Origin of the sequence: Candidatus Poriferisocius sp., from assembly GCF_965202595.1 — a bacterium.
Classification (GTDB): domain Bacteria; phylum Actinomycetota; class Acidimicrobiia; order Acidimicrobiales; family Bin134; genus Poriferisocius.
This window is the reverse complement of sequence record NZ_OZ241836.1, coordinates 59,269-76,895: the sequence shown is the minus strand read 5'-3', so window position 1 is coordinate 76,895 and position 17,627 is coordinate 59,269. Positions and strand designations below refer to the sequence as shown.

Sequence of the window (17,627 nt, the reverse complement as noted above, 5' to 3'; positions counted from 1 at the left end):
TAGCAGCGGTGGCAAAGATACAGGGGCCACCCCGGTAGCGTGCGCCCAGGGGTCGGGCCGGTCGAGGGTCACCGGTGGAGCTTTCCGACCCTGGTGGAGCGCACCAGCCGCCACACCCTGGTAGTACCACTACCCGATGGTTACGACACCCACAACACCGCCAAAGCCGTCACCGCCGCACTCAAACGCCAACCCGCCGAATTGGTCAAAACCCTGACCTGGGACCAAGGAACAGAAATGGCCAAATGGGCCAACATCGAACACAACCTGGGCATACAGATATACTTCTACGAACCCCGATCCCCCTGGCAACGACCCACCAACGAACAAAACAACACCACACCCCGACGCTGGCTACCCAAAAGCACCAACCTCAACATCGGCCCGGTACACCTCGCCATCATCGAAGACCTCAATGCCCCGCAGACTCCACCACTGGCAACCCGCCCAAACCATCTACACCAAGAGCGCGCGCAGATAGGTTAGGTGGGGTTGGGTTTGGTGTCATGTTTGGGGAATTACATATCTGGGTTGAAAATACTGGCTTATGTCCATGTTGCAACTTACAAAACCCCAGGTAAGAATGGGTGCGTCAACCCAAATATATAATTCCCTTCCCAATGTTACACCTAGCGCAGGATCAGCAACTCGACCGGATCGCCCCCATCGAGTCCGTCGCCGTCGGGCAGCACCGCCAGAGCGTCAGCAGCAGCCATGGCCGAGAGCTGGTGCGACCCCTGGCCGCCGGCGGACCTGGCCAGGTACTCGCCGCCGGCATACTCAACCCGCACCCGGGCGAAATGAGTCTTGCCATCGGCCCGGCGGCGGAGCGGCTCGGCGGCCCGACCCGTCACCGGCCGGCGGTGCCAGGCATCGGGGGGGTGCCCCATCATCCTGCGCAAACCGGGTCGGGCGAACAGCTCGAAGGAAACCATGGACGACACCGGGTTGCCCGGTAGCCCGAATACCGGAACCCCCTTCACCAGGCCGAAAGCCAGGGGTTTGGCCGGTTTGATGGCCACCTGCATCCAGGTCATGTCCCCGATCTCGTCGAGCACCTTCTTCACGTAGTCGTAATCACCCATGCTCACACCGCCCGAGGTCAAAAGGGCATCGCACGCCTCCACCCCGGCCCCGATACCGGCGGCGATCTCGTCCTCGTCATCGGCCAGGCACCCCAGGTCCACCGGTTCGCACCCGGCCTCCGCCAGCAGGGCCAGCAACGTATGCCGATTGGAGTCGCGAATCTGACCCACCTCCAGCGCCTGCGGCCCCTCGATCAACTCACTGCCGGTGGACATGACCCCCACCCGGGCTCGGGGACGCACCCTCACCTGGTAGATGCCCAAGCTGGTGAGCACCCCCAGGTGTCCAGGGGTGAGCACCTCTCCCGGTCCGAAAACGGTCTGGCCCACCACCAGATCCTCACCGGCTCGGCGAATATGGTTTCCGGCGGGCACCGGGCGGGTCACCGTAACCCGGGTGCCGTCGGAACCGACCTCGGTGAGTTCCACCATTATCACCGCGTCCGATCCGGGGGGGATGGCCGCTCCGGTCATGATGCGAGCGGCCTGTCCGGCCCCGACAGTTATATCGGGAACCGGGCCCGCGGCCACCGTGCCCACGATGGTAAGGGCTACCGGAGCATCAACCACATCCACCGACCGCACCGCGAAACCGTCCATGGCCGTGTTGTCGAAGTGGGGCACCGGCTCGGGGGCGGTCACCGTCCCGGTGGTAACCAGACCTCTGGCCTCGCCAATTCCCACAACCGCCGGCTCGAGCACACTGCACCTTGCCAAAACATTCTCTTGTGCTTCAGCCAGCGGGATCACAAGACCACCCTGTTGGTAACAGAACCGGGTCGGGCTGGGATCACGACCAGATCGCCGGTTCTTCTCTGCGCCATATGCGGCGAATGTTCTCATAATGGCGAACGACAACCACCACCGCGCAGCCGATCACCACCCCGACCTCCGGTGCCGACCACCCCTGGATGGCCACCGCCGCCGGTGCGGCCAACACCGCCCCCAGCGAGGCCCCACTCGCCCTTCTGGTCACCACCAGCACCGTTGCCCAAACACCGATGAGGATGACCCCCACCAGCGGGGTGAGCATCAGCAGCATCCCTCCAAAGGTGGCAACCCCCTTGCCCCCCTGGCGGTAACGACCCAGGGGCACAATGTGGCCGACCACCGCCGCGACCCCGCAGGCCACCGCCAAGAGCCGGCCTCCCAATGTCAGGCCCAAACCGGCGGCGACAACCCCCTTGCCCACATCGCTAACCAGCACCCACGCCGCCGGCCACCGGCCGGCCACCCGGTAAGTGTTGCTGGCCCCCGGGTTGTTGGATCCCTCCCGGGTCGGGTCGTGGCCCGTGTACCGGCCCACCAGCAGAGCGCTGGGAAAGGTGCCCAATGCGTACCCGCCCAGTACCAGGAGCCATTCCCAGTCCACGTTTCTTATCGTAGTAAACCGAAACCACCCTCGGGATGGGCGAGCCCGTGCGCCCTCCCGCACGGGCAGAAATTGCCTGATGCCGGCAACAACCGAATGGGTGATCTGCCGGATAGCCAGAAATCCTTGCTGCCACGTATCCTGCCTGATCGTGCCCACCTACGACTACAGTTGCCAAACCTGCAATGCCCGCTTCGAGGTGATCCAATCCTTCTCCGAGGACTCTCTCGTGCATTGCCCCGAAGCCGGCTCCATCGCCAGCCCCCCGGCCTGCACCCAGCCCGGCAAGGGTCGGGTGTCCAAGGTGTTCAGCGTGCCCAGTATCACTTTCAAGGGCGACGGTTTCTACCGCAACGACAGCCGCTCCGGAACCAAGTCGCCCGCCACCACCGGTTCGCCCAACGGTCACGAGAAATCCGGCACCGGCGAATCCGGCAAAACCTCGACGGAACCCTCCGGTGGTGAGCCGGCAAAACCCGCCGATCGGGACCGCAGCAGCGGGGACAACCAGGCCTCCGGGGGTGAGCCGGCAAAATCCGCCTCGGGCTCCACGGACTAGCACACGGGCTGGTATCCGACATGCCCGAGATCGGTGTCATCGGCGGAACCGGGCTCTACTCCCTGCTGGAGGATGCCGTCGAGGTTCCCGGTGACGAGACTTTCGGACCCCCTTCAGGGCCGCTGAGCATCGGCACGGTTGACGGCATCGAGGTGGCTTTTCTGCCCCGTCACGGGCCGGGCCACCGCTACCCCGCCCACCGGGTCAACTACCGGGCCAACCTGTGGGCCCTGCGCCAGGCCGGGGTAAGGGCCATCCTCGGCCCCTGCGCCTGCGGCTCGCTGCGCCCCGAGCTGGCTCCGGGCGACGTGGTGGTGTGCGATCAGCTCGTCGACCGCACCTCGGGCCGGGCCGACACCTACTTCGATACCGTCACCAACCATGTCTCGCTGGCCGACCCCTACTGCGAAAGACTCCGGGGGGCTCTGCTGGATGCGGCCCGGGCCCAGGACATGACAACCCACGACGGGGGAACCGTGGTGGTTATCTCCGGCCCCCGCTTCTCCACCCGGGCCGAGTCCCGCTGGTTCCGGCAAAACGGCTGGGACGTGGTGGGCATGACCCAGTACCCCGAAGCCGCCCTGGCCGCCGAGTTGGGCATCTGCTACGCCACCGCCGCCCTGGTCACCGACTACGATGCCGGCCTGGAGGACGATCCCCACTCGAAGCCGGTCACCCATGACGAGGTGTTCGCGTTCTTCGCCGAGAACCTCGACCGGATGCGGGCCGTGTTGCTCGGAGCCATCCGGGCAGTGGGCAACAACCTTCCCGGCTGCTGCGACCGAACCAACGGCATCGAACCACCCCTGCCGCCAAGCTGAGCCACCGGGCCCTCCATAACCCGATATTCCCGGGTATTTCGGGCCCCATAACCGGATTTCCCCGGATATTTGTGAATATTTGCTGCTCACCGTCGCTGCCCGCCGCTATGGTGGGGGTTGCTTCCCCCCCGGCGGAGATGATGCAGGACAGCGGTTGTGGACCCATCTCCAGAAGCCCCTCCAACCTGGCGGGGCTCGGACCAATCTCCAGAAACCCCTCCAACCTGGCGGGGCTCGGACCAATCTCCAGAAACCCCTCTAACCTGGCGGGGCTCTTTACTGGCCCGAATTACGGGTGGGAGGCGCAGCTACTGGCTGGTGGTGGCCGTGGCTGCGGCAATCACCGGATTGGTGGTGGCAATCGTGGCGGGGCTGGCCCGGGGCAACTCCTCGTTGGGCGCTTTGACCCCGGTGGTGGTGGCCACCCAACCCATTGAGGCCGGCCGGCCGCTGAGCGAGCAGAACACCGAGATCCGCCGATACCCGGCCCTCAGCCTGCCCGCCGGCGCGCTGGCCGAACTGACCGGCGACGAGATGACCTCGGCTCCCCTTTACCCCGGCGACGTGGTGACCGGACCTCGGCTGGGAGGATTACCCCTAACCGGCCGGATCGAGGTAGCGGTTCCCGGCCACACCGCCCTGCCCCCGCTGGCCCCCGGCGACCGGGTGGACGTGCTGGTGACCCTGCCCATCCCCGATGAGTCGGGCTCTAAACGCCAGGCCACGCTCACCGTGGCCCGAGCCGCAGTGATCACCAACACCGCCGACCACGCAGTGACCATCGCCGTCACCAATCAAGAACTCATCCCCGTCGCCGCCGCCGTAGTGGAAGGCTCAATAACCCTTGCCCTCATACCCCCATAACAACCAACCACCCATTTGCGCCCCACTTCGGGAAAGAGCAGGGGGCGGGAGTATGTGCAGCTACCAGTTCTTCCAGTAGCGGGAGGGGGCGGGGCCGGTTTGGTCCTGGTACTTGGAGCCGGCCTCGGCGGAACCGTAGGGGTTGTCGGCGGGGGTGGTCATGCGGATGAAGGAGATCTGGCCGATCCTCATCCCGGCGTAAAGGGTGATGGGCAGGGTAGCCACATTGGACAGCTCCAGGGTGAGCCGGCCGTTCCACCCGGCATCGACGAATCCGGCAGTGGAGTGGATCAAGAGCCCGAGGCGACCCAGCGAGGACTTGCCCTCCAGCCGGGCCACCAGGTTGTTGGGTACCCGCACCCTCTCCAGCGTGGAGCCCAGCACGAACTCGCCGGGGTGAAGAACAAAAACGCCGTCGGTCTCGATGGATACCGGCTCGGTGAGGGTATCCATGTTCTTCCTGACATCTATGCACCCCTCGGTATGGTTGCGAAACACCCGGAAGTGGCGGTCGATGCGCAGATCCACCGATGACGGCTGGATCGCACCATCGTCCAGCGGGTCGATCTCTATACGACCCGACTCGAGTTCTGATCGGATGGTTCGGTCGGAGAGGATCACGGGGTCGGGGCGAAAAAATTGCGCACCAGCGGCTCGTAGTGCTCCAGGGTGGGTGTGGGATAAGCCGGATCGAACGCGGGCATGTCGTATTCGGCGCAGAACTCGGCACAGCGGTCGTAATGGGGGTGACCGGCATAGGCATCGCGGCTGTTGCGGTCCAGGCCCACGTGATGCCAGAAGTAGTAGCCCTGGAAAACGCCGTGCATCTGCACCATCCACAGGTTGGCCTCGGACACGAACGGTTTGAGAATGGCCGCAGCCAGGTCGGGGTGGTTTCGGGGAGTCATCAGATCGCCGATGTCATGGACCAGTGCGCACACCAGGTACTCGTCATCCCGTCCCGCCCTCTCGGCTCGGTGAGCCGTCTGGAGACTGTGCACCAGCCGGTCTACCGCAAAGGCCTGGGGTCCGGCGGCCAGATCTCGCAGCTCCTTCAACACCCGGTCGGCCAGCCCTCGAGCCGTATGGTCGTGAGCAGGCCGGGTTGCCACCCAATCCTGAGCGGTGGACTCGTCCATCCGGGTGAACGTGGCATGGGGCAGGTTGGCATCGGGCAAGGTGGATTGGGGCAGAGTCGCCATGGTCAACAGCTTACGGCACCGGACCTGGTGTCACCCCGGCCCGCTAGCATTGGATGGCATGAGCATCAACCAAACTCGTGGCTTTCTTTACCAGTTGGCTCGACTGCTGGGCGACATCAACGCGGCCAAGAAAGGCAAGATGGGCAAGCGCGTCGCCCGCCGGCTGGTCGGAAGAGCGACAGGCCGGGGTATAGGTAGGCTTTTCCGCTGAAACGGGGTTATGGCCCGACCTGATTCGGGCTGTGGCCTTTGGGAACTAACCCGCCAGGCGGTTGAGTACTTCCCGCTCGGACACCACATCGGCGTATTTGGCGTCAAGATCGAACAGGTTGGCCTCGTGGACCTGCCGATCCCGATCTCCGCAGGCATCGCGCACCACGATGGGGATGAAACCATGCTGGCAGGCATCCACGGCGGTGGCCCGAACGCAACCGCTGGTGGATACCCCGGTGTGGATCACCGTGTCCACGCCCAGAGATGTGAGCGTGGGGGCCAGGGAGGTGCCGAAGAACCCCGAGGCATACTGCTTTGTCACCACAACCTCGCCCTCGGCCGGTTCGAGACCCTCGCCGTACTCACCCAGTGGATTGCCTCTCACAAAGCACTCCAGGGCACCGACCTTGCGGAAGAATACCCCGCCGTCGGCCCCCCCGGGCTGAAACTCCACCCTGGTGTGCATCACCGGTATACCGGCCCTGCGAGCCGCGGCCAGAACCCGCAAGCAAGAGGCCCGAGCATCCTCCACTCCGGCATAAAGTGGTGATTCCGGGTCTAGATAGGCCCGGCAGAAGTCGATAACCACCAGCGCAGGTCGCGATCCGAACCCCAGGCGGTTATTGAAACCGGCCCGGCGGTAGTCCTCGCTCAGTTCGTGGTCAGTCATGCAGCACCCCCAAAATCAACCGATACCCGGGCATCAGCCGATGTTTCAGCTCGTGGTCAGTCATAAAACACCCCCAAAATCAGCCGATGATCCCGCGGGATCGAAGCTGTTCGAGTGAATCGGTGTCCAGTCCAAGGATCCCGCCCAATACCTCATCGTTGTGCTCCCCCAGCATTGGACCCGACCAGTTGATCGACCCTGGTGTGCCCGACAGCTTGGGCACCACGTTTTGCATGGGTATGGCACCGAAATCCGGGCTGTCCACCCAGGCAATGGCCTCGCGGGCCGCAAAATGGTCGTCAAGCAGCATCTCGGGCGCGCGATACATCTGACCGTTGGGAACGCTGTGCTCGTTCAACAACCGGTGCAACTCCGCGGTGTCGAGGGTGGCCGTCCATTGGGCGATCAACTCGTCCAGCTCGAGCTGGTTGTCGCCCCGGGCATGGTGGGTGGCATAACGGGGGTCGGTGCCCAGCTCCGGGCGGCCCATCGCCTCGGCCAGCCGGCGCCAAACGGTGTCCTGGTTGCCCGAGATCAAGTGCAGGTTCCCGTCACGAGTGGGGTAGGCGTTGGCCGGCGCAATGTTGGGAATGATCGAACCGGTGCGTTCCCGAATGAATCCGGCCACGTGGTACTCGGTCAGCAACGACTCCATGACCGCTAGCACCGACTCGTAAAGCGCAGCATCCACCACCTGGCCCTGGCCGGTGCGCTGCCGGGCATGGATGGCCCCCAGGGTGCCGATGGTGGCGAACATGGCGGTCAGGGTGTCGCCGATGCTTATGCCGGTGCGGCTGGGCAAGCTCCCGGGGTCGCCGGTTGTGTAACGGATGCCGCCCAGAGCCTCGCCGATGGCCCCGAAGCCGGGTTGAGCGGCGTAAGGACCGGTCTGGCCGTAGCCCGACACCCGGGTGACGATCAACCGGGGGTTCAGGGCCCGGAGCTCTTCGGGGGCCAGACCCCACTTCTCGAGGGTGCCGGGCCGGAAGTTCTCCAGCAGCACGTCGGCACCGGCGACCAGACGCCGCACCAGGTCCTGACCGGCAGGCTCGCGCAGGTTGATGGTGACCGACTTCTTGCCCCGGCCGACCACCGGCCACCACAACGATTTGCCATCGGACTTCTCCTGGCCCCAAGCCCTCATGGGGTCGCCGGTCACCGGAGGTTCGATCTTGATGACCTCGGCCCCGTGGTCGGCCAACTGCTGGCCGCAGAACGGCCCGGCCAGCAGCGTTCCCATCTCGATCACCCGGATATCGGTGAGCGCTCCTGTCATGTTCTCTCCTTGCCCTTGCCGGTAGTGTTGGCACTGTCGTGTCCAAAAATGTTCAGATCGTGGAAGTGGCCCCTCGCGACGGGTTGCAGGCCGATCCCGCCGACCTCAGCACCCCGCAGAAGGTCGAACTCATCGAGCGGCTGATTGCCGCCGGCCACACCCGCATCGAGGCCACCAGCTTCGTCAGCCCCAAAGCCGTACCCAAGATGGCCGACGGTGACGAGGTAATGGGCCGCGTACCCCGGCCCGGCGGGGTGAGCTACAGCGCCCTGGCCCTCAACCAGAGGGGGGTCGAGCGGGCCATCAACGCCGGCGTGGACGAGGTTTGCGGTGTGGTGGTGGCCACCGAGACGTTCTCCCAGGCCAACCAGCGAGCCACGGTAGCCGAGTCGATACAGCGGTGGCGCGACATCAGCGCTGCCGCCCGAGAGGCCGGGATCAAAACGGCGATCACCGTGTCGGCGGTTTGCGGTTGCCCCTATGAGGGTCGGGTGGATGCCGCCAGGGTGCTCGACATCGTCTCGCAATTGGCCGAGACGCAGCCCGACGAGTTGGCTCTGGCCGACACCATCGGGGTGGGGGTTCCCAACCAGGTGGCCGCCCTGTTCGCGGGCGCAGCCGAGCGGGCCCCCGGGGTTGCGCAGCGAGGGCACTTCCACAACACCCGCAACACGGCGCTGGCCAACATCGCCGCGGCCATCGATACCGGCGTGCGGGTGTTCGACACCAGCCTCGGTGGGGTGGGCGGCTGCCCGTTCGCCCCCAAGGCCACCGGCAACGTGGCCACCGAGGATGCGGTTTACCTCGTTCACGAGATGGGCTACGACACCGGGCTGGATCTGGACACCCTGATCGAGACCAGCAGGTGGCTGGAAACCCAACTCGGTCACGGTGTGCCCAGCCTGGTGGCCAGAGCCGGGGGATTCCCCCAACCCCGCTGAATAATCCCCGAAAAAGAAGCCGGCCGATCTCATGTCGGCCGTTTCTGGTACTGGCCGAGGGGGTCGCCCACCACCTTGCCGCCGTCCAGGATGCGCCTACCCCGCAACCATACGTGGCTGACCCTGCCCGTGAGTTCCTGACCCTCGAAGGGGGAGTAGCCCTGGCTGGACTCCGACTCGCCGGCCCGAACGACATGGCTGATCGCCGGATCGAGCAGGGCGATGTCGGCATCGTAGCCAACCCCGATGGTTCCCTTGGTGCCCAAACCGTAGCGCCGCGCCGGGTTCCACGACAGCAGGCGAGCAATGTCCACCAGCCCCAGGCCCCGCTTGGTGCCCTCGGAATACAGCCCGTTCAGCAGGTACTCGGTGCCGCCGAAACCGCTCTTGGCCAGCCAGATGTCATCGGGGCGCGACGCGGAAACCTTGGCCTCTGCCCTACAGCAGGCGTGGTCGCTCACCACCCAATCCACATCGCCGGCCAGAACGTGCTCCCACAGGGCCTCAACGTCATGGCGGGGTCGGATCGGCGGGTTGACCTTGCCCCACGGATCACCCGAGGTCTCGATATCCACCAGCAGGTGCCCGATGGTGACCTCCCGGCGGAAGTTCACGTTCTCGAAGCACCTGCTCATGCGCAGGGCCGCGTCCATGGCCTTGGCCGAGGACAGATGAAGCAGGTTGATGTTGACCACGTCGGTCTCGTGGGCCAGATACGAGGCGATGGTCACCGCCAGTCCCTCCGAGTGCGGGGGCCGGGATGCCGAGTAGGCGGCCAAACCGCTCAGGCGACCCTCGGCCTCGACCATCCTGGTGTAGGCGGTCATTATCTCGGCCGACTCGCAGTGCAACGACAGCGACAAAGTAGCGGCCAACTCGGGATGGGCCCGGCGGACCTCGGCAATACCTCGCATGACGAACTCGAAGTGGGCGTAGTCGTAGCGCTCGCCGGCGGGGGTCATCAAAAAGCGGGCCTGATCGTCGCTGGCCCCGTGAAGCCCGTGGCCGCCGTAGAACATGAAGATCTTGAACGAGGTCACGCCGTGCTCGGTAACCAGCATGGGAATCTCGTCGATATGGGCCGCTTCCATGGGGGCCAGGTGAAAGCCGTAATCAACATGGCAGTGGCCATCCATCCGGCGCAGCACCTCGGGGAAGAACTCGGCGTAGGGGCCACCTTGGTTGAGGTAGTACTGTCCGGTGCGCATGTAGTTGAGCACCGTGGTGGTGCCGCCCTGGGCCGCGGCCCGGCTCTCGCTCACAGCGTCCTCGTCCAGCGGGTTGTAGATGCCCATGTGGGTATGAGCATCCACCGATCCTGGAAAAGCCACCAGGCCCGAGGCGTCGAAAACCTCGGTGCCGGCAGGGGCCGAGGCCGCTAACCCAGCAGCCAGTTGGCTCACCTTGCCGCCGGTGATGGCGATGTCCAACTTCTCGGCGATACCGGCGTCGGGGCGGACAACCACGGCCCCGGCGACAACAAAGTCGGGAGGGGTGGAAGCCTCGATGGCGGGTTGGGGAACGGTCTCGGTACCATGTTGGGGGACGGTCTCGGTCATGGATGTTCTCCGGTTCGGGCCAGGGTGGTCAGGGGAGCCAGCAGGCCGGCAATGGAGGGGGCGGTGAGCAGACCGCACAGAGCGTCGTGAGTCCGGTGTACCACCTCTTCGGCCACCAGACCGGCGGTGTTGTCGATGTACTTGGTGGTTAGCTCTTCAGTGGAAAGGGGCCTGTCGGGGCTGCCCCGATTGGCCAGTACTTCTGAGACCAGGGTGTGACCGGTGACTGTAGTGACCGTAAGCCGGGACGGGAATTGAAACGGGTATATGTCCATGAAACCGGGATCACCAACCACGTCCACCCGGGCCATCAACTCCCGGCGTTCGGGAGCGTGCACCAGGGCATCGCGGAAATCCTCCAGGCCAACCCCCAGGCCCTCACCCCCAACAAGCCCGGCCACCACGGTGTACGGCCCGCTGAACTGGGCCTGATACCCGGTTTCGGGCAACCGCTTGGCCTCGATGGGTTCGCCAATGGTACGGACGGTCGGCGGGGCCACCTCCAGGATCACGGAGTCGATGTCCCCGAGGCGAAGGCCGCGATGGCGCAAGGCAATGGCGGCGTCGATGCCGGTGTGGGTGAAATGGTTGGCCGGATACGGCTTGTAAAATATGTTCTCGGCCTCCCAGCGGTCCCCCAAATCGCTGATGACTGCGCCGAGGTCGGCTTGGTCACCGAGAAAGGCTCGAAACAGCCCGAATCGACCTTCGACTGCCGTCGCCGGACCGGTAATGCCCCGGGCTGCGAGCTGGGCGGCGGTTACCCCGGCCCGGGCGGCCCAACCGCAGTGGAGCCGCTTGACGGTGCCCCCCGCCCGGTTGGCCTCGATGATCCCGCTGGCCATGCTGCAAGCGATGCTCATGGCGTGAGCGATGCCATCGGTATCGGCCCCCAGCAGCCGGGCGGCCGCGGCCGCCGATCCCACCGTCCCGCATATGGAGGTGGCGTGCTGGCCCCGCTCGAAATACACCGACTGGCGGGCTTGATGGTCGTAACCGCCCATACCCAGGCGCACGGCTACCTCCAGGCCCACCGCCACGGCATCGACCAGCGCGGCACCTGCAACCCCTCGCCATTCCGCAACCGCCAGCGAGGCCGGAACCACCGACGCGCTGGGATGGAGGATGGAGGGCAGGTGGGTGTCGTCGTAATCCAGCGAATGGGCCAGAACCCCGTTGACGAACGCGGCCTCGGTCGCGGCCATGGCATCCGAGGCCCCAATGGCCGTGGCCTGGGCGGCAGTGCACTGGTCGGTGGCGAACCCGATCACCGCCCGGGAGGTGTCCATCCGAGCAGCCCTTACCGCGATGCCCACGATGTCGATGATCCGGACCGGAATCCCATGCCGAACGGCATCGGGCACCGGCCCGTGGGCCAGTTTTGCGAGCTGGGCCAAGATGGGGTTCATGGTGCCAACAAAGGGCTCATGCAATGGCCAAAGGGCGGTGCCAACAACGAGCTCATGCGATGGCCAGCGGTCGAGCGGGAGCACCGGTGGCCCCAACTATGTTCAGGTGGGACAGCACGAACACGAACTCGTACACCCCGGCTCCAGCCAGACCATCCAGGTCCATCGTCTCGATGATGTTGATCCCCCGCTCCACCAGCAGCACCCTATGGGCGGGCAGCAGGGCGTGACCCTGACCGCCAGGAAGGCACTCGAACGCCAGCGTGTCGGCCCCGACCAAGGCCGCTCCCTGCTCGGCCAACCAGCGGGCACCGGCTTCTCCCACACCGGGCACGCCGGTGGTCACCCCCCGGTAGCGCTCGGGGTCGCCGAAGTGCGCTCCCCACCCGCTGCGAACCAGCACCGCGTCACCCGATCGCACCGGGGTGCCCTGACGGGCGACGGCACCCTCCAACTCGGTAACGGTGATCTCGTGGCCTCCAGCACACATCTCCGACCCGAGCAGGCCGGGTATGTCCAGCATCACACCCCGGCCAACGAACGGCATGAGGTCCTGAATACCCAGTACGGCAAAGCCCCCGGCGGACTGCGCTTCGAGGGCATCCACTCCCCCGTAAAGCTGCCCCTGGTGACTCACATGGGCCAAAGCATCCACATGAGTCCCCACATGACAGCCGGTGACCAGCAGATCGGCAGCGGCCGAACCGCCGTCGGCGCGGGTCATGTCACCGTGGCGACGATCCAGGCAGTGGCGAAACATGGGGTGGTTGGGCGACTGAGCCATGCCGTTTCGCAACGGGCGACCGAGGTCGTACACCGTGGCCCGCTCCACCAAATCGATCAAGCCCCCGGCCACGGTGCCAACAGCCCCGCTCATGCCACCACCTGCTTGGCACGCAACTCCTCCAGCCGCTCCTCGCTCACGCCCGCCTCGACCAGCACTTCATCGGTGTCCGCGCCCAGGGGGCGGCCGGGGTGCCGGATGGATCCCGGGGTTGACGACAGACCGAACAGGACGTTCTGCATTCTGATCGGCCCGAGATCGGGATCGTCCACCACCACGACGGCTTCTCGAGCCTGCACCTGGGGGTCATCCACGTACTGCTCCACATCGTACACCGGGGCCAGCGCCACCTCGGCGGCGGCAAACTCCTCGACCACCTCGGACAGCGAACGCTCGCCTATCCATGCCGCCAGGGCCGCGTCGATCTCGTCGGCATGCTCAGCCCGCCCCACCCCGGTGGCGAACCAGGGCTCGGCCGCAATATCGCTCCTTTCGACCAGCTCCATGGTGCGGCGAGCCACCGAATCGGCGCTGCTGGACACCGCCACCCAGCGGCCATCGGCAGTGAGATAGATGTTGCGGGGAGCGTTGTTGAGCGAGCGGTTGCCCGAGCGTCGAGCGATCTGGCCGGTCTGGTCCCAGTTGATTACGTGGGGGCCAAGGACAGCAACCAGCGGCTCCAGGATCGACAAGTCCACCACCTGACCCTGGCCGGTGGCATTCCGGTGGTGGAGGGCCATCATCACCGCGGCCACCCCGCTTATGCCGGCAATGCTGTCGGCCAAACCGAACGGGGGCAGCGTCGGCGGCCGGTCGGGTTCACCGGTCATGTGGGCAAAACCGCTCATGGCCTCGATCAGGGTGCCGAACGCCGGTCTTCGGGCATAGGGGCCGCGCTGGCCGAAGCCGGTCACCCGGCAGAGCACGAGTCGCGGATTCAGGTCGGACAGCGTCTCCCAACCCAAGCCCCACCGTTCCAGGGTGCCCGGCCGAAAGTTCTCGATCACCACGTCGGCGGTGGCTGCGAGAGTCCGGAACACCTCGGCCCCCTCGGGATGGCCAAGGTTCAGGCCCACACAACGCTTGTTGCGCCCCACGATCTTCCACCAGAGTCCGTGGCCGTCCTTCTGAGCGCCATGACCCCGCAGGCTGTCGCCCCTCTGGGGGTGTTCGATCTTGATGACCTCGGCACCGAAGTCGGCCATTATCTGGCCGATCATCGGCCCGGCCAGTACGGTGGAAGCGTCGATGACCTTGAGGTCGGCCAGGGGTCCGGTCACGTGGAACAGTGTTTCGCCCAGGGGAACATTGTTCCCAGTGTTCCTTATCGGGATGGTTGTTGGCAACCATGGGCAACAGGTATGCGATAAAATTGCCGTCCTTGAGCGCAGCAGGAGAAAAGGCAAGCTCAATGACCGAAGCAGGGCGGAGCGTGACCTCTCCAACGACCGAAGCAGGGCGGAGCGTGGCAGCCATCGACCGGGCCGTTGACGTTCTGTTTCTGTTTGCCGACTCGTCGGGCACTCTGGGAGTAACCGAGATATCCAGGGAGCTGGGGGCATCCAAGGCGGTCATCCACCGGATACTCACCTCGTTGCGGGCCCGCAACCTGCTGGCCATCGATCCCGATAGCCGCCGGTACTCGCTGGGCCCGGCAGTGCTGGAGCTGGCCGCAGCCTACCGGGATCAACTCGACCTCAGAAGCCTGGCCCGGGATGGAATGCAACGGCTCAGCACCGAGACCGGCGAGACCGCCACCCTGTCGGTGCGTCACGGCAACCGCCGGGTATACGTGGCCCAGGTAACCCCTCCTCGCGAGGTCAAGATGACCGTGCCCATAGGCGGATCGTTCCCCCTTCACGCCGGCGCGTCGTCCAAGGCATTCCTGGCCTGGCTGGACGAGGGGGAGCTCGATCTATACCTGGCCGAGAACCCGCTCGACGCCATGACGGAGTCCACCATCGTGTCTGCCGAAGAACTGCGCACCGAGCTGCAAAGCATCCGCCGGCAGGGCTTCGCCGTATCGCTGGGTGAGCGCCAGCACGATGCCGGCTCGGTGGCTGCGCCCATTCTCGACCACAACCACCGGCCGGTAGGGGTCATCAGCGTCTGCGGACCCATCGAACGCTTCCGTGACAAGATCGCCCACTCGGCCGCCGCCGTGGTGGAAATCACCCGAGAGCTGTCAACAAAGCTCGGAGCCCAACCCCCAACCTAAAGTCAAAGCAGTGGAAATCACCCGAGAGCTGTCAACAAAGCTCGGAGCCCAACCCCCAACCTAAAGTCAAAGCAGTGGAAATCACCCGAGAGCTGTCAACAAAGCTCGGAGCCCAACCCCCAACCGGTCCAATCTAAGGGCAAGGCAGTGGAGGATCGGGTCCGGGTAGCGGCAGTGCAGTTGGCAACGGGTACTGATCTGGACAAGAACCTGGACACCTGCTTGCGGATGCTCGACAAAGCTGCGGCTCAGGGAGCTCAAGTGGTGGTGATGCCCGAGTTCTGCAACCACATCTCGCTGTACGAAGGCAGCACCCACTGCCGATCCGTGGCGGTGGCCCTCGACGGACCCTGGCTGGGGGCGCTGGCCCGACGAACCGCCGAACACGGCATCTACACCGCCCTGGCCGTGACCGTGCCTCGTGCCGATGGGCAGGTCACCCTGACCAGTGTTCTGTTCGACCCCGAGGGCCGAGCCATCGCCACCGCGGACAAGCAGATGCTCATGGGAAACGAACGAGCCCATCTATGCGCCGGGGCCGGGGCAAGCCCGGTGGCCGGCACCGTATTCGGCCCGGTGGGGCTGTACGCATGCATGGATGGCGTGACCTTCGAGGTACCCCGAACATTTGCGGTGCGGGGGGCTCGGCTGCTGTTGAACAGCCTCAACTCGTTTGCCCTCGATGAGGCAGCCCTGCACATCCCTGTGCGAGCCGTTGAGAACGGGGTGTTCGTGGCCGCGGCGAACAAGGTCGGCCCGCTGCTGCCCCCCGAACGGGTACCCGAGTTCAGCAAGGCGCTCGGCGTGCCCCCCGAGGCGCTGGAAGGGGCCGGGGAGAGCCAGATAACGGCCCCGGATGGCACGGTCATGGCCATCGGCCCCCGAACGGGGGAGGCGGTGGTGGTGGCCGACCTCGACCTATCCCGCAGCGTCCCCGGCAGGCTCCAGCGGCGGCGACCCGAGGTGTACGGTCCTCTGGCCCGGCCCCACACCATCCGGCCGGCCCCCGCCTCGACCTCAGAAGTGGTGGCCGGGTGCGTACCCGGTGCCCACTCCAATCCGGAGCTGGTGCACGACGCCATAGATGTCGGAGCCAAATTGGTGGTGCTTCCGGAGTTGACACCGGTGCCGGATGATGTCCCCCCCGGTGTGCTGGTGATAACCACCGTGCTGCGGGATGCCCAGCACATCGGCCAGGTGTGGTCGGCCACCGGTGCCGTCCACGAGCAGGTGCAGATCCACCGGAGCGACCGCCATCGAACTGCCACCCGGCTGGGCGACTCGGTGGGCTTGTACCGCACCCCCTTCGGCGACTTGGCGGTAATTGTCGGGGACGACCACCGGTATCCCGAAACCGTGCGCCTGGCCGCCATCGCCGGAGCCCACATGGTGGTGGTGTGCTGGCAGCCCGAAGCCAACTGGGAATGTGATCTGGCCCTGGTCGAGCGGGCCGCCGAGAACCGGATAAGCCTGGTGGCCTGCGGGCCCCCCGGTTCGCCCGCGGCCACCATGCTGATTGACCCTCCGGCGGACTCGCTCTGGAACCCCAACCGATCGACTCCCTACGACGGCACCATCAACACCCCGGTCATCACTCGGGCCGCACCCGGCGACAAGCTGCTGGTGGCGACGATGCATCCCGGCCGAGCCGTGAACCGGGAGGTGTCGAAAAACACCGACCTCGTGGGCGGGCGACCCTGGCAAGCAGCCGCCGTGCTCACGACTCCGGCTGGATCACCCGGCTGAGCACGTTGCTTTCCCCGCCCCCATCAACCACCATCCAGAGACTCACAGCCCCAGCCGGATCACCCGGCTGAGCACGGCTCGGGCTCGGCGCATCACCGCGGCGTCGATGAACTTCCCATCAATCACCGCAACCGCTCGGCCGGCCGCGGCCGCCTCCTCCAACGCCGCCATCACCGCCTCGGCCCAGGCGATCTCATCATCGGAAGGGGTGAAGGCCGCGTTCACCGCCGCTACTTGCCGGGGATGGATCACCGACCGGCCCCCGAACCCGTGGCGGCGCAACGACTCGCTGCTCGTCACCAATCCCGCCTCATCGTCCAGGTCGATGGGTACCGGCCCGCACGGCGCGTCGAGACCGGCTCCCACCGATGCCACCACCACCCGGGTACGGATCGGCCACATTTCCAGCGCGTCGGCCGACGGCATCATGCCCATGTCCGCAGCCAGATCAGCCTCGCCCACCGCCAGCCGCACCACTTGCGGAACCGCGGCAATCTCGTATATCTGAGCCACCCCCACCGCCGACTCGATGAGCGCCATCACCGGGCAGTTGCCGAAGTCGGTCCCGCAGGCCGCCGGATCGGCCTTGGGCACGACCACGCCGGCAAAACTCACTTCGCCGGCCATCAGCGACCGCGCCAGAGCGGCATCGGCATCCAACAGATCGGGACGGTTGTTGACCCGCACCCAGGCCGGGGCCCCGGAGTTGGCCCGGAGCCAGCGATCCACTGCCACCCGAGCAGCCGCTTTGGCCGCTTCGGGCACCGAGTCCTCGAGATCGCAGATAATGGCATCCGCCCCCGAGGCCAGGGCCTTGTCAAAGAGATCGGGTCGGTCGCCGGGTACATAGAGCGTGGTTCGGCTCATGTTTGCCTCTGCTCCTCAAAGTCGGTTGACACTCGGGCTGG

General features: G+C 65.8%; 19 protein-coding genes. 8 read left to right on the top strand and 11 right to left on the bottom strand.

Annotated features, from left to right (window positions below):
• Positions 1-39: 39 nt before the first annotated feature.
• Entirely contained in the window at positions 40-486 is a 447-nt protein-coding gene (locus ACOGXC_RS00725; protein ID WP_419918833.1) for an IS30 family transposase, read from the top strand.
• Between the two features lie 143 nt (positions 487-629).
• Here the strand turns inward: ACOGXC_RS00725 and glp are convergent, their stop codons facing one another.
• Positions 630-1,928, bottom strand: coding sequence for a gephyrin-like molybdotransferase Glp (gene glp, locus ACOGXC_RS00720; protein ID WP_419918832.1), 1,299 nt, complete (start codon positions 1,926-1,928; stop codon positions 630-632).
• Entirely contained in the window at positions 1,876-2,457 is a 582-nt protein-coding gene (locus ACOGXC_RS00715; protein WP_419918831.1) for a glycerol-3-phosphate acyltransferase, read from the bottom strand. The genes glp and ACOGXC_RS00715 overlap by 53 nt, the downstream gene beginning before the upstream one ends.
• Positions 2,458-2,536: 79 nt before the next feature.
• Here ACOGXC_RS00715 and ACOGXC_RS00710 point away from each other — a divergent pair, with 79 nt between their 5' ends.
• From ACOGXC_RS00710 to ACOGXC_RS00700, 3 genes are all read left to right on the top strand, one after another.
• Positions 2,537-3,016 (top strand): FmdB family zinc ribbon protein, encoded by a 480-nt coding sequence (locus ACOGXC_RS00710; protein ID WP_419918830.1) that lies wholly within the window; start codon positions 2,537-2,539, stop codon positions 3,014-3,016.
• 20 nt (positions 3,017-3,036) lie between these two features.
• Positions 3,037-3,837: an S-methyl-5'-thioadenosine phosphorylase gene (locus ACOGXC_RS00705; protein ID WP_419918829.1), complete on the top strand. Its 801-nt coding sequence runs from the start codon at positions 3,037-3,039 to the stop codon at positions 3,835-3,837.
• Positions 3,838-4,164: 327 nt separating this feature from the next.
• Entirely contained in the window at positions 4,165-4,701 is a 537-nt protein-coding gene (locus ACOGXC_RS00700) for an SAF domain-containing protein (RefSeq protein WP_419918828.1), read from the top strand.
• 60 nt (positions 4,702-4,761) lie between these two features.
• Here ACOGXC_RS00700 and dcd read toward each other — a convergent pair whose 3' ends face one another.
• The gene (dcd, locus tag ACOGXC_RS00695; RefSeq protein ID WP_419918827.1) at positions 4,762-5,322 is read right to left on the bottom strand and encodes a dCTP deaminase; all 561 of its coding nucleotides are present in this window, start codon (positions 5,320-5,322) and stop codon (positions 4,762-4,764) included.
• Positions 5,319-5,903 carry an HD domain-containing protein gene (locus ACOGXC_RS00690; protein ID WP_419918826.1) on the bottom strand — a complete coding sequence of 195 codons (585 nt, stop codon included), beginning with the start codon at positions 5,901-5,903 and terminating at the stop codon, positions 5,319-5,321. Before ACOGXC_RS00690 ends, dcd begins: the two co-directional genes overlap by 4 nt.
• Positions 5,904-5,961: 58 nt before the next feature.
• Between ACOGXC_RS00690 and ACOGXC_RS00685 the strand changes: the two genes are divergently transcribed.
• Positions 5,962-6,114, top strand: coding sequence for a hypothetical protein (locus ACOGXC_RS00685; RefSeq protein WP_419918825.1), 153 nt, complete (start codon positions 5,962-5,964; stop codon positions 6,112-6,114).
• A gap of 45 nt (positions 6,115-6,159) precedes the next feature.
• On the opposite strand, the gene ACOGXC_RS00680 is transcribed toward ACOGXC_RS00685, so the two are convergent.
• Both ACOGXC_RS00680 and ACOGXC_RS00675 read right to left on the bottom strand, forming a co-directional pair.
• Positions 6,160-6,786: an N-carbamoylsarcosine amidohydrolase gene (locus ACOGXC_RS00680; protein WP_419918824.1), complete on the bottom strand. Its 627-nt coding sequence runs from the start codon at positions 6,784-6,786 to the stop codon at positions 6,160-6,162.
• 79 nt (positions 6,787-6,865) lie between these two features.
• Positions 6,866-8,062, bottom strand: coding sequence for a CaiB/BaiF CoA transferase family protein (locus ACOGXC_RS00675; RefSeq protein ID WP_419918823.1), 1,197 nt, complete (start codon positions 8,060-8,062; stop codon positions 6,866-6,868).
• 38 nt (positions 8,063-8,100) lie between these two features.
• Here ACOGXC_RS00675 and ACOGXC_RS00670 point away from each other — a divergent pair, with 38 nt between their 5' ends.
• Positions 8,101-9,003 carry a hydroxymethylglutaryl-CoA lyase gene (locus ACOGXC_RS00670; protein ID WP_419918822.1) on the top strand — a complete coding sequence of 301 codons (903 nt, stop codon included), beginning with the start codon at positions 8,101-8,103 and terminating at the stop codon, positions 9,001-9,003.
• Between the two features lie 29 nt (positions 9,004-9,032).
• Here the strand turns inward: ACOGXC_RS00670 and ACOGXC_RS00665 are convergent, their stop codons facing one another.
• The 4 genes from ACOGXC_RS00665 to ACOGXC_RS00650 are packed head-to-tail and all read right to left on the bottom strand — an operon-like array spanning position 9,033 to position 13,975.
• Positions 9,033-10,562 (bottom strand): dihydroorotase, encoded by a 1,530-nt coding sequence (locus tag ACOGXC_RS00665; RefSeq protein WP_419918821.1) that lies wholly within the window; start codon positions 10,560-10,562, stop codon positions 9,033-9,035.
• Complete coding sequence (locus ACOGXC_RS00660; protein WP_419918820.1) at positions 10,559-11,971, bottom strand: MmgE/PrpD family protein; 1,413 nt, start codon at positions 11,969-11,971, stop codon at positions 10,559-10,561. The genes ACOGXC_RS00665 and ACOGXC_RS00660 overlap by 4 nt, the downstream gene beginning before the upstream one ends.
• 52 nt (positions 11,972-12,023) lie before the next feature.
• Positions 12,024-12,848: a cyclase family protein gene (locus ACOGXC_RS00655; RefSeq protein WP_419918819.1), complete on the bottom strand. Its 825-nt coding sequence runs from the start codon at positions 12,846-12,848 to the stop codon at positions 12,024-12,026.
• Complete coding sequence (locus ACOGXC_RS00650) at positions 12,845-13,975, bottom strand: CaiB/BaiF CoA transferase family protein (RefSeq protein ID WP_419920090.1); 1,131 nt, start codon at positions 13,973-13,975, stop codon at positions 12,845-12,847. Before ACOGXC_RS00650 ends, ACOGXC_RS00655 begins: the two co-directional genes overlap by 4 nt.
• A gap of 212 nt (positions 13,976-14,187) precedes the next feature.
• Between ACOGXC_RS00650 and ACOGXC_RS00645 the strand changes: the two genes are divergently transcribed.
• Entirely contained in the window at positions 14,188-14,973 is a 786-nt protein-coding gene (locus ACOGXC_RS00645; RefSeq protein WP_419918818.1) for an IclR family transcriptional regulator, read from the top strand.
• Between the two features lie 147 nt (positions 14,974-15,120).
• Positions 15,121-16,719, top strand: coding sequence for a nitrilase-related carbon-nitrogen hydrolase (locus ACOGXC_RS00640; protein WP_419918817.1), 1,599 nt, complete (start codon positions 15,121-15,123; stop codon positions 16,717-16,719).
• A 42-nt stretch (positions 16,720-16,761) separates the two neighbouring features.
• Here the strand turns inward: ACOGXC_RS00640 and ACOGXC_RS00635 are convergent, their stop codons facing one another.
• Positions 16,762-17,586, bottom strand: coding sequence for an HpcH/HpaI aldolase/citrate lyase family protein (locus ACOGXC_RS00635; protein WP_419918816.1), 825 nt, complete (start codon positions 17,584-17,586; stop codon positions 16,762-16,764).
• Between the last annotated feature and the right edge of the window lie 41 nt (positions 17,587-17,627).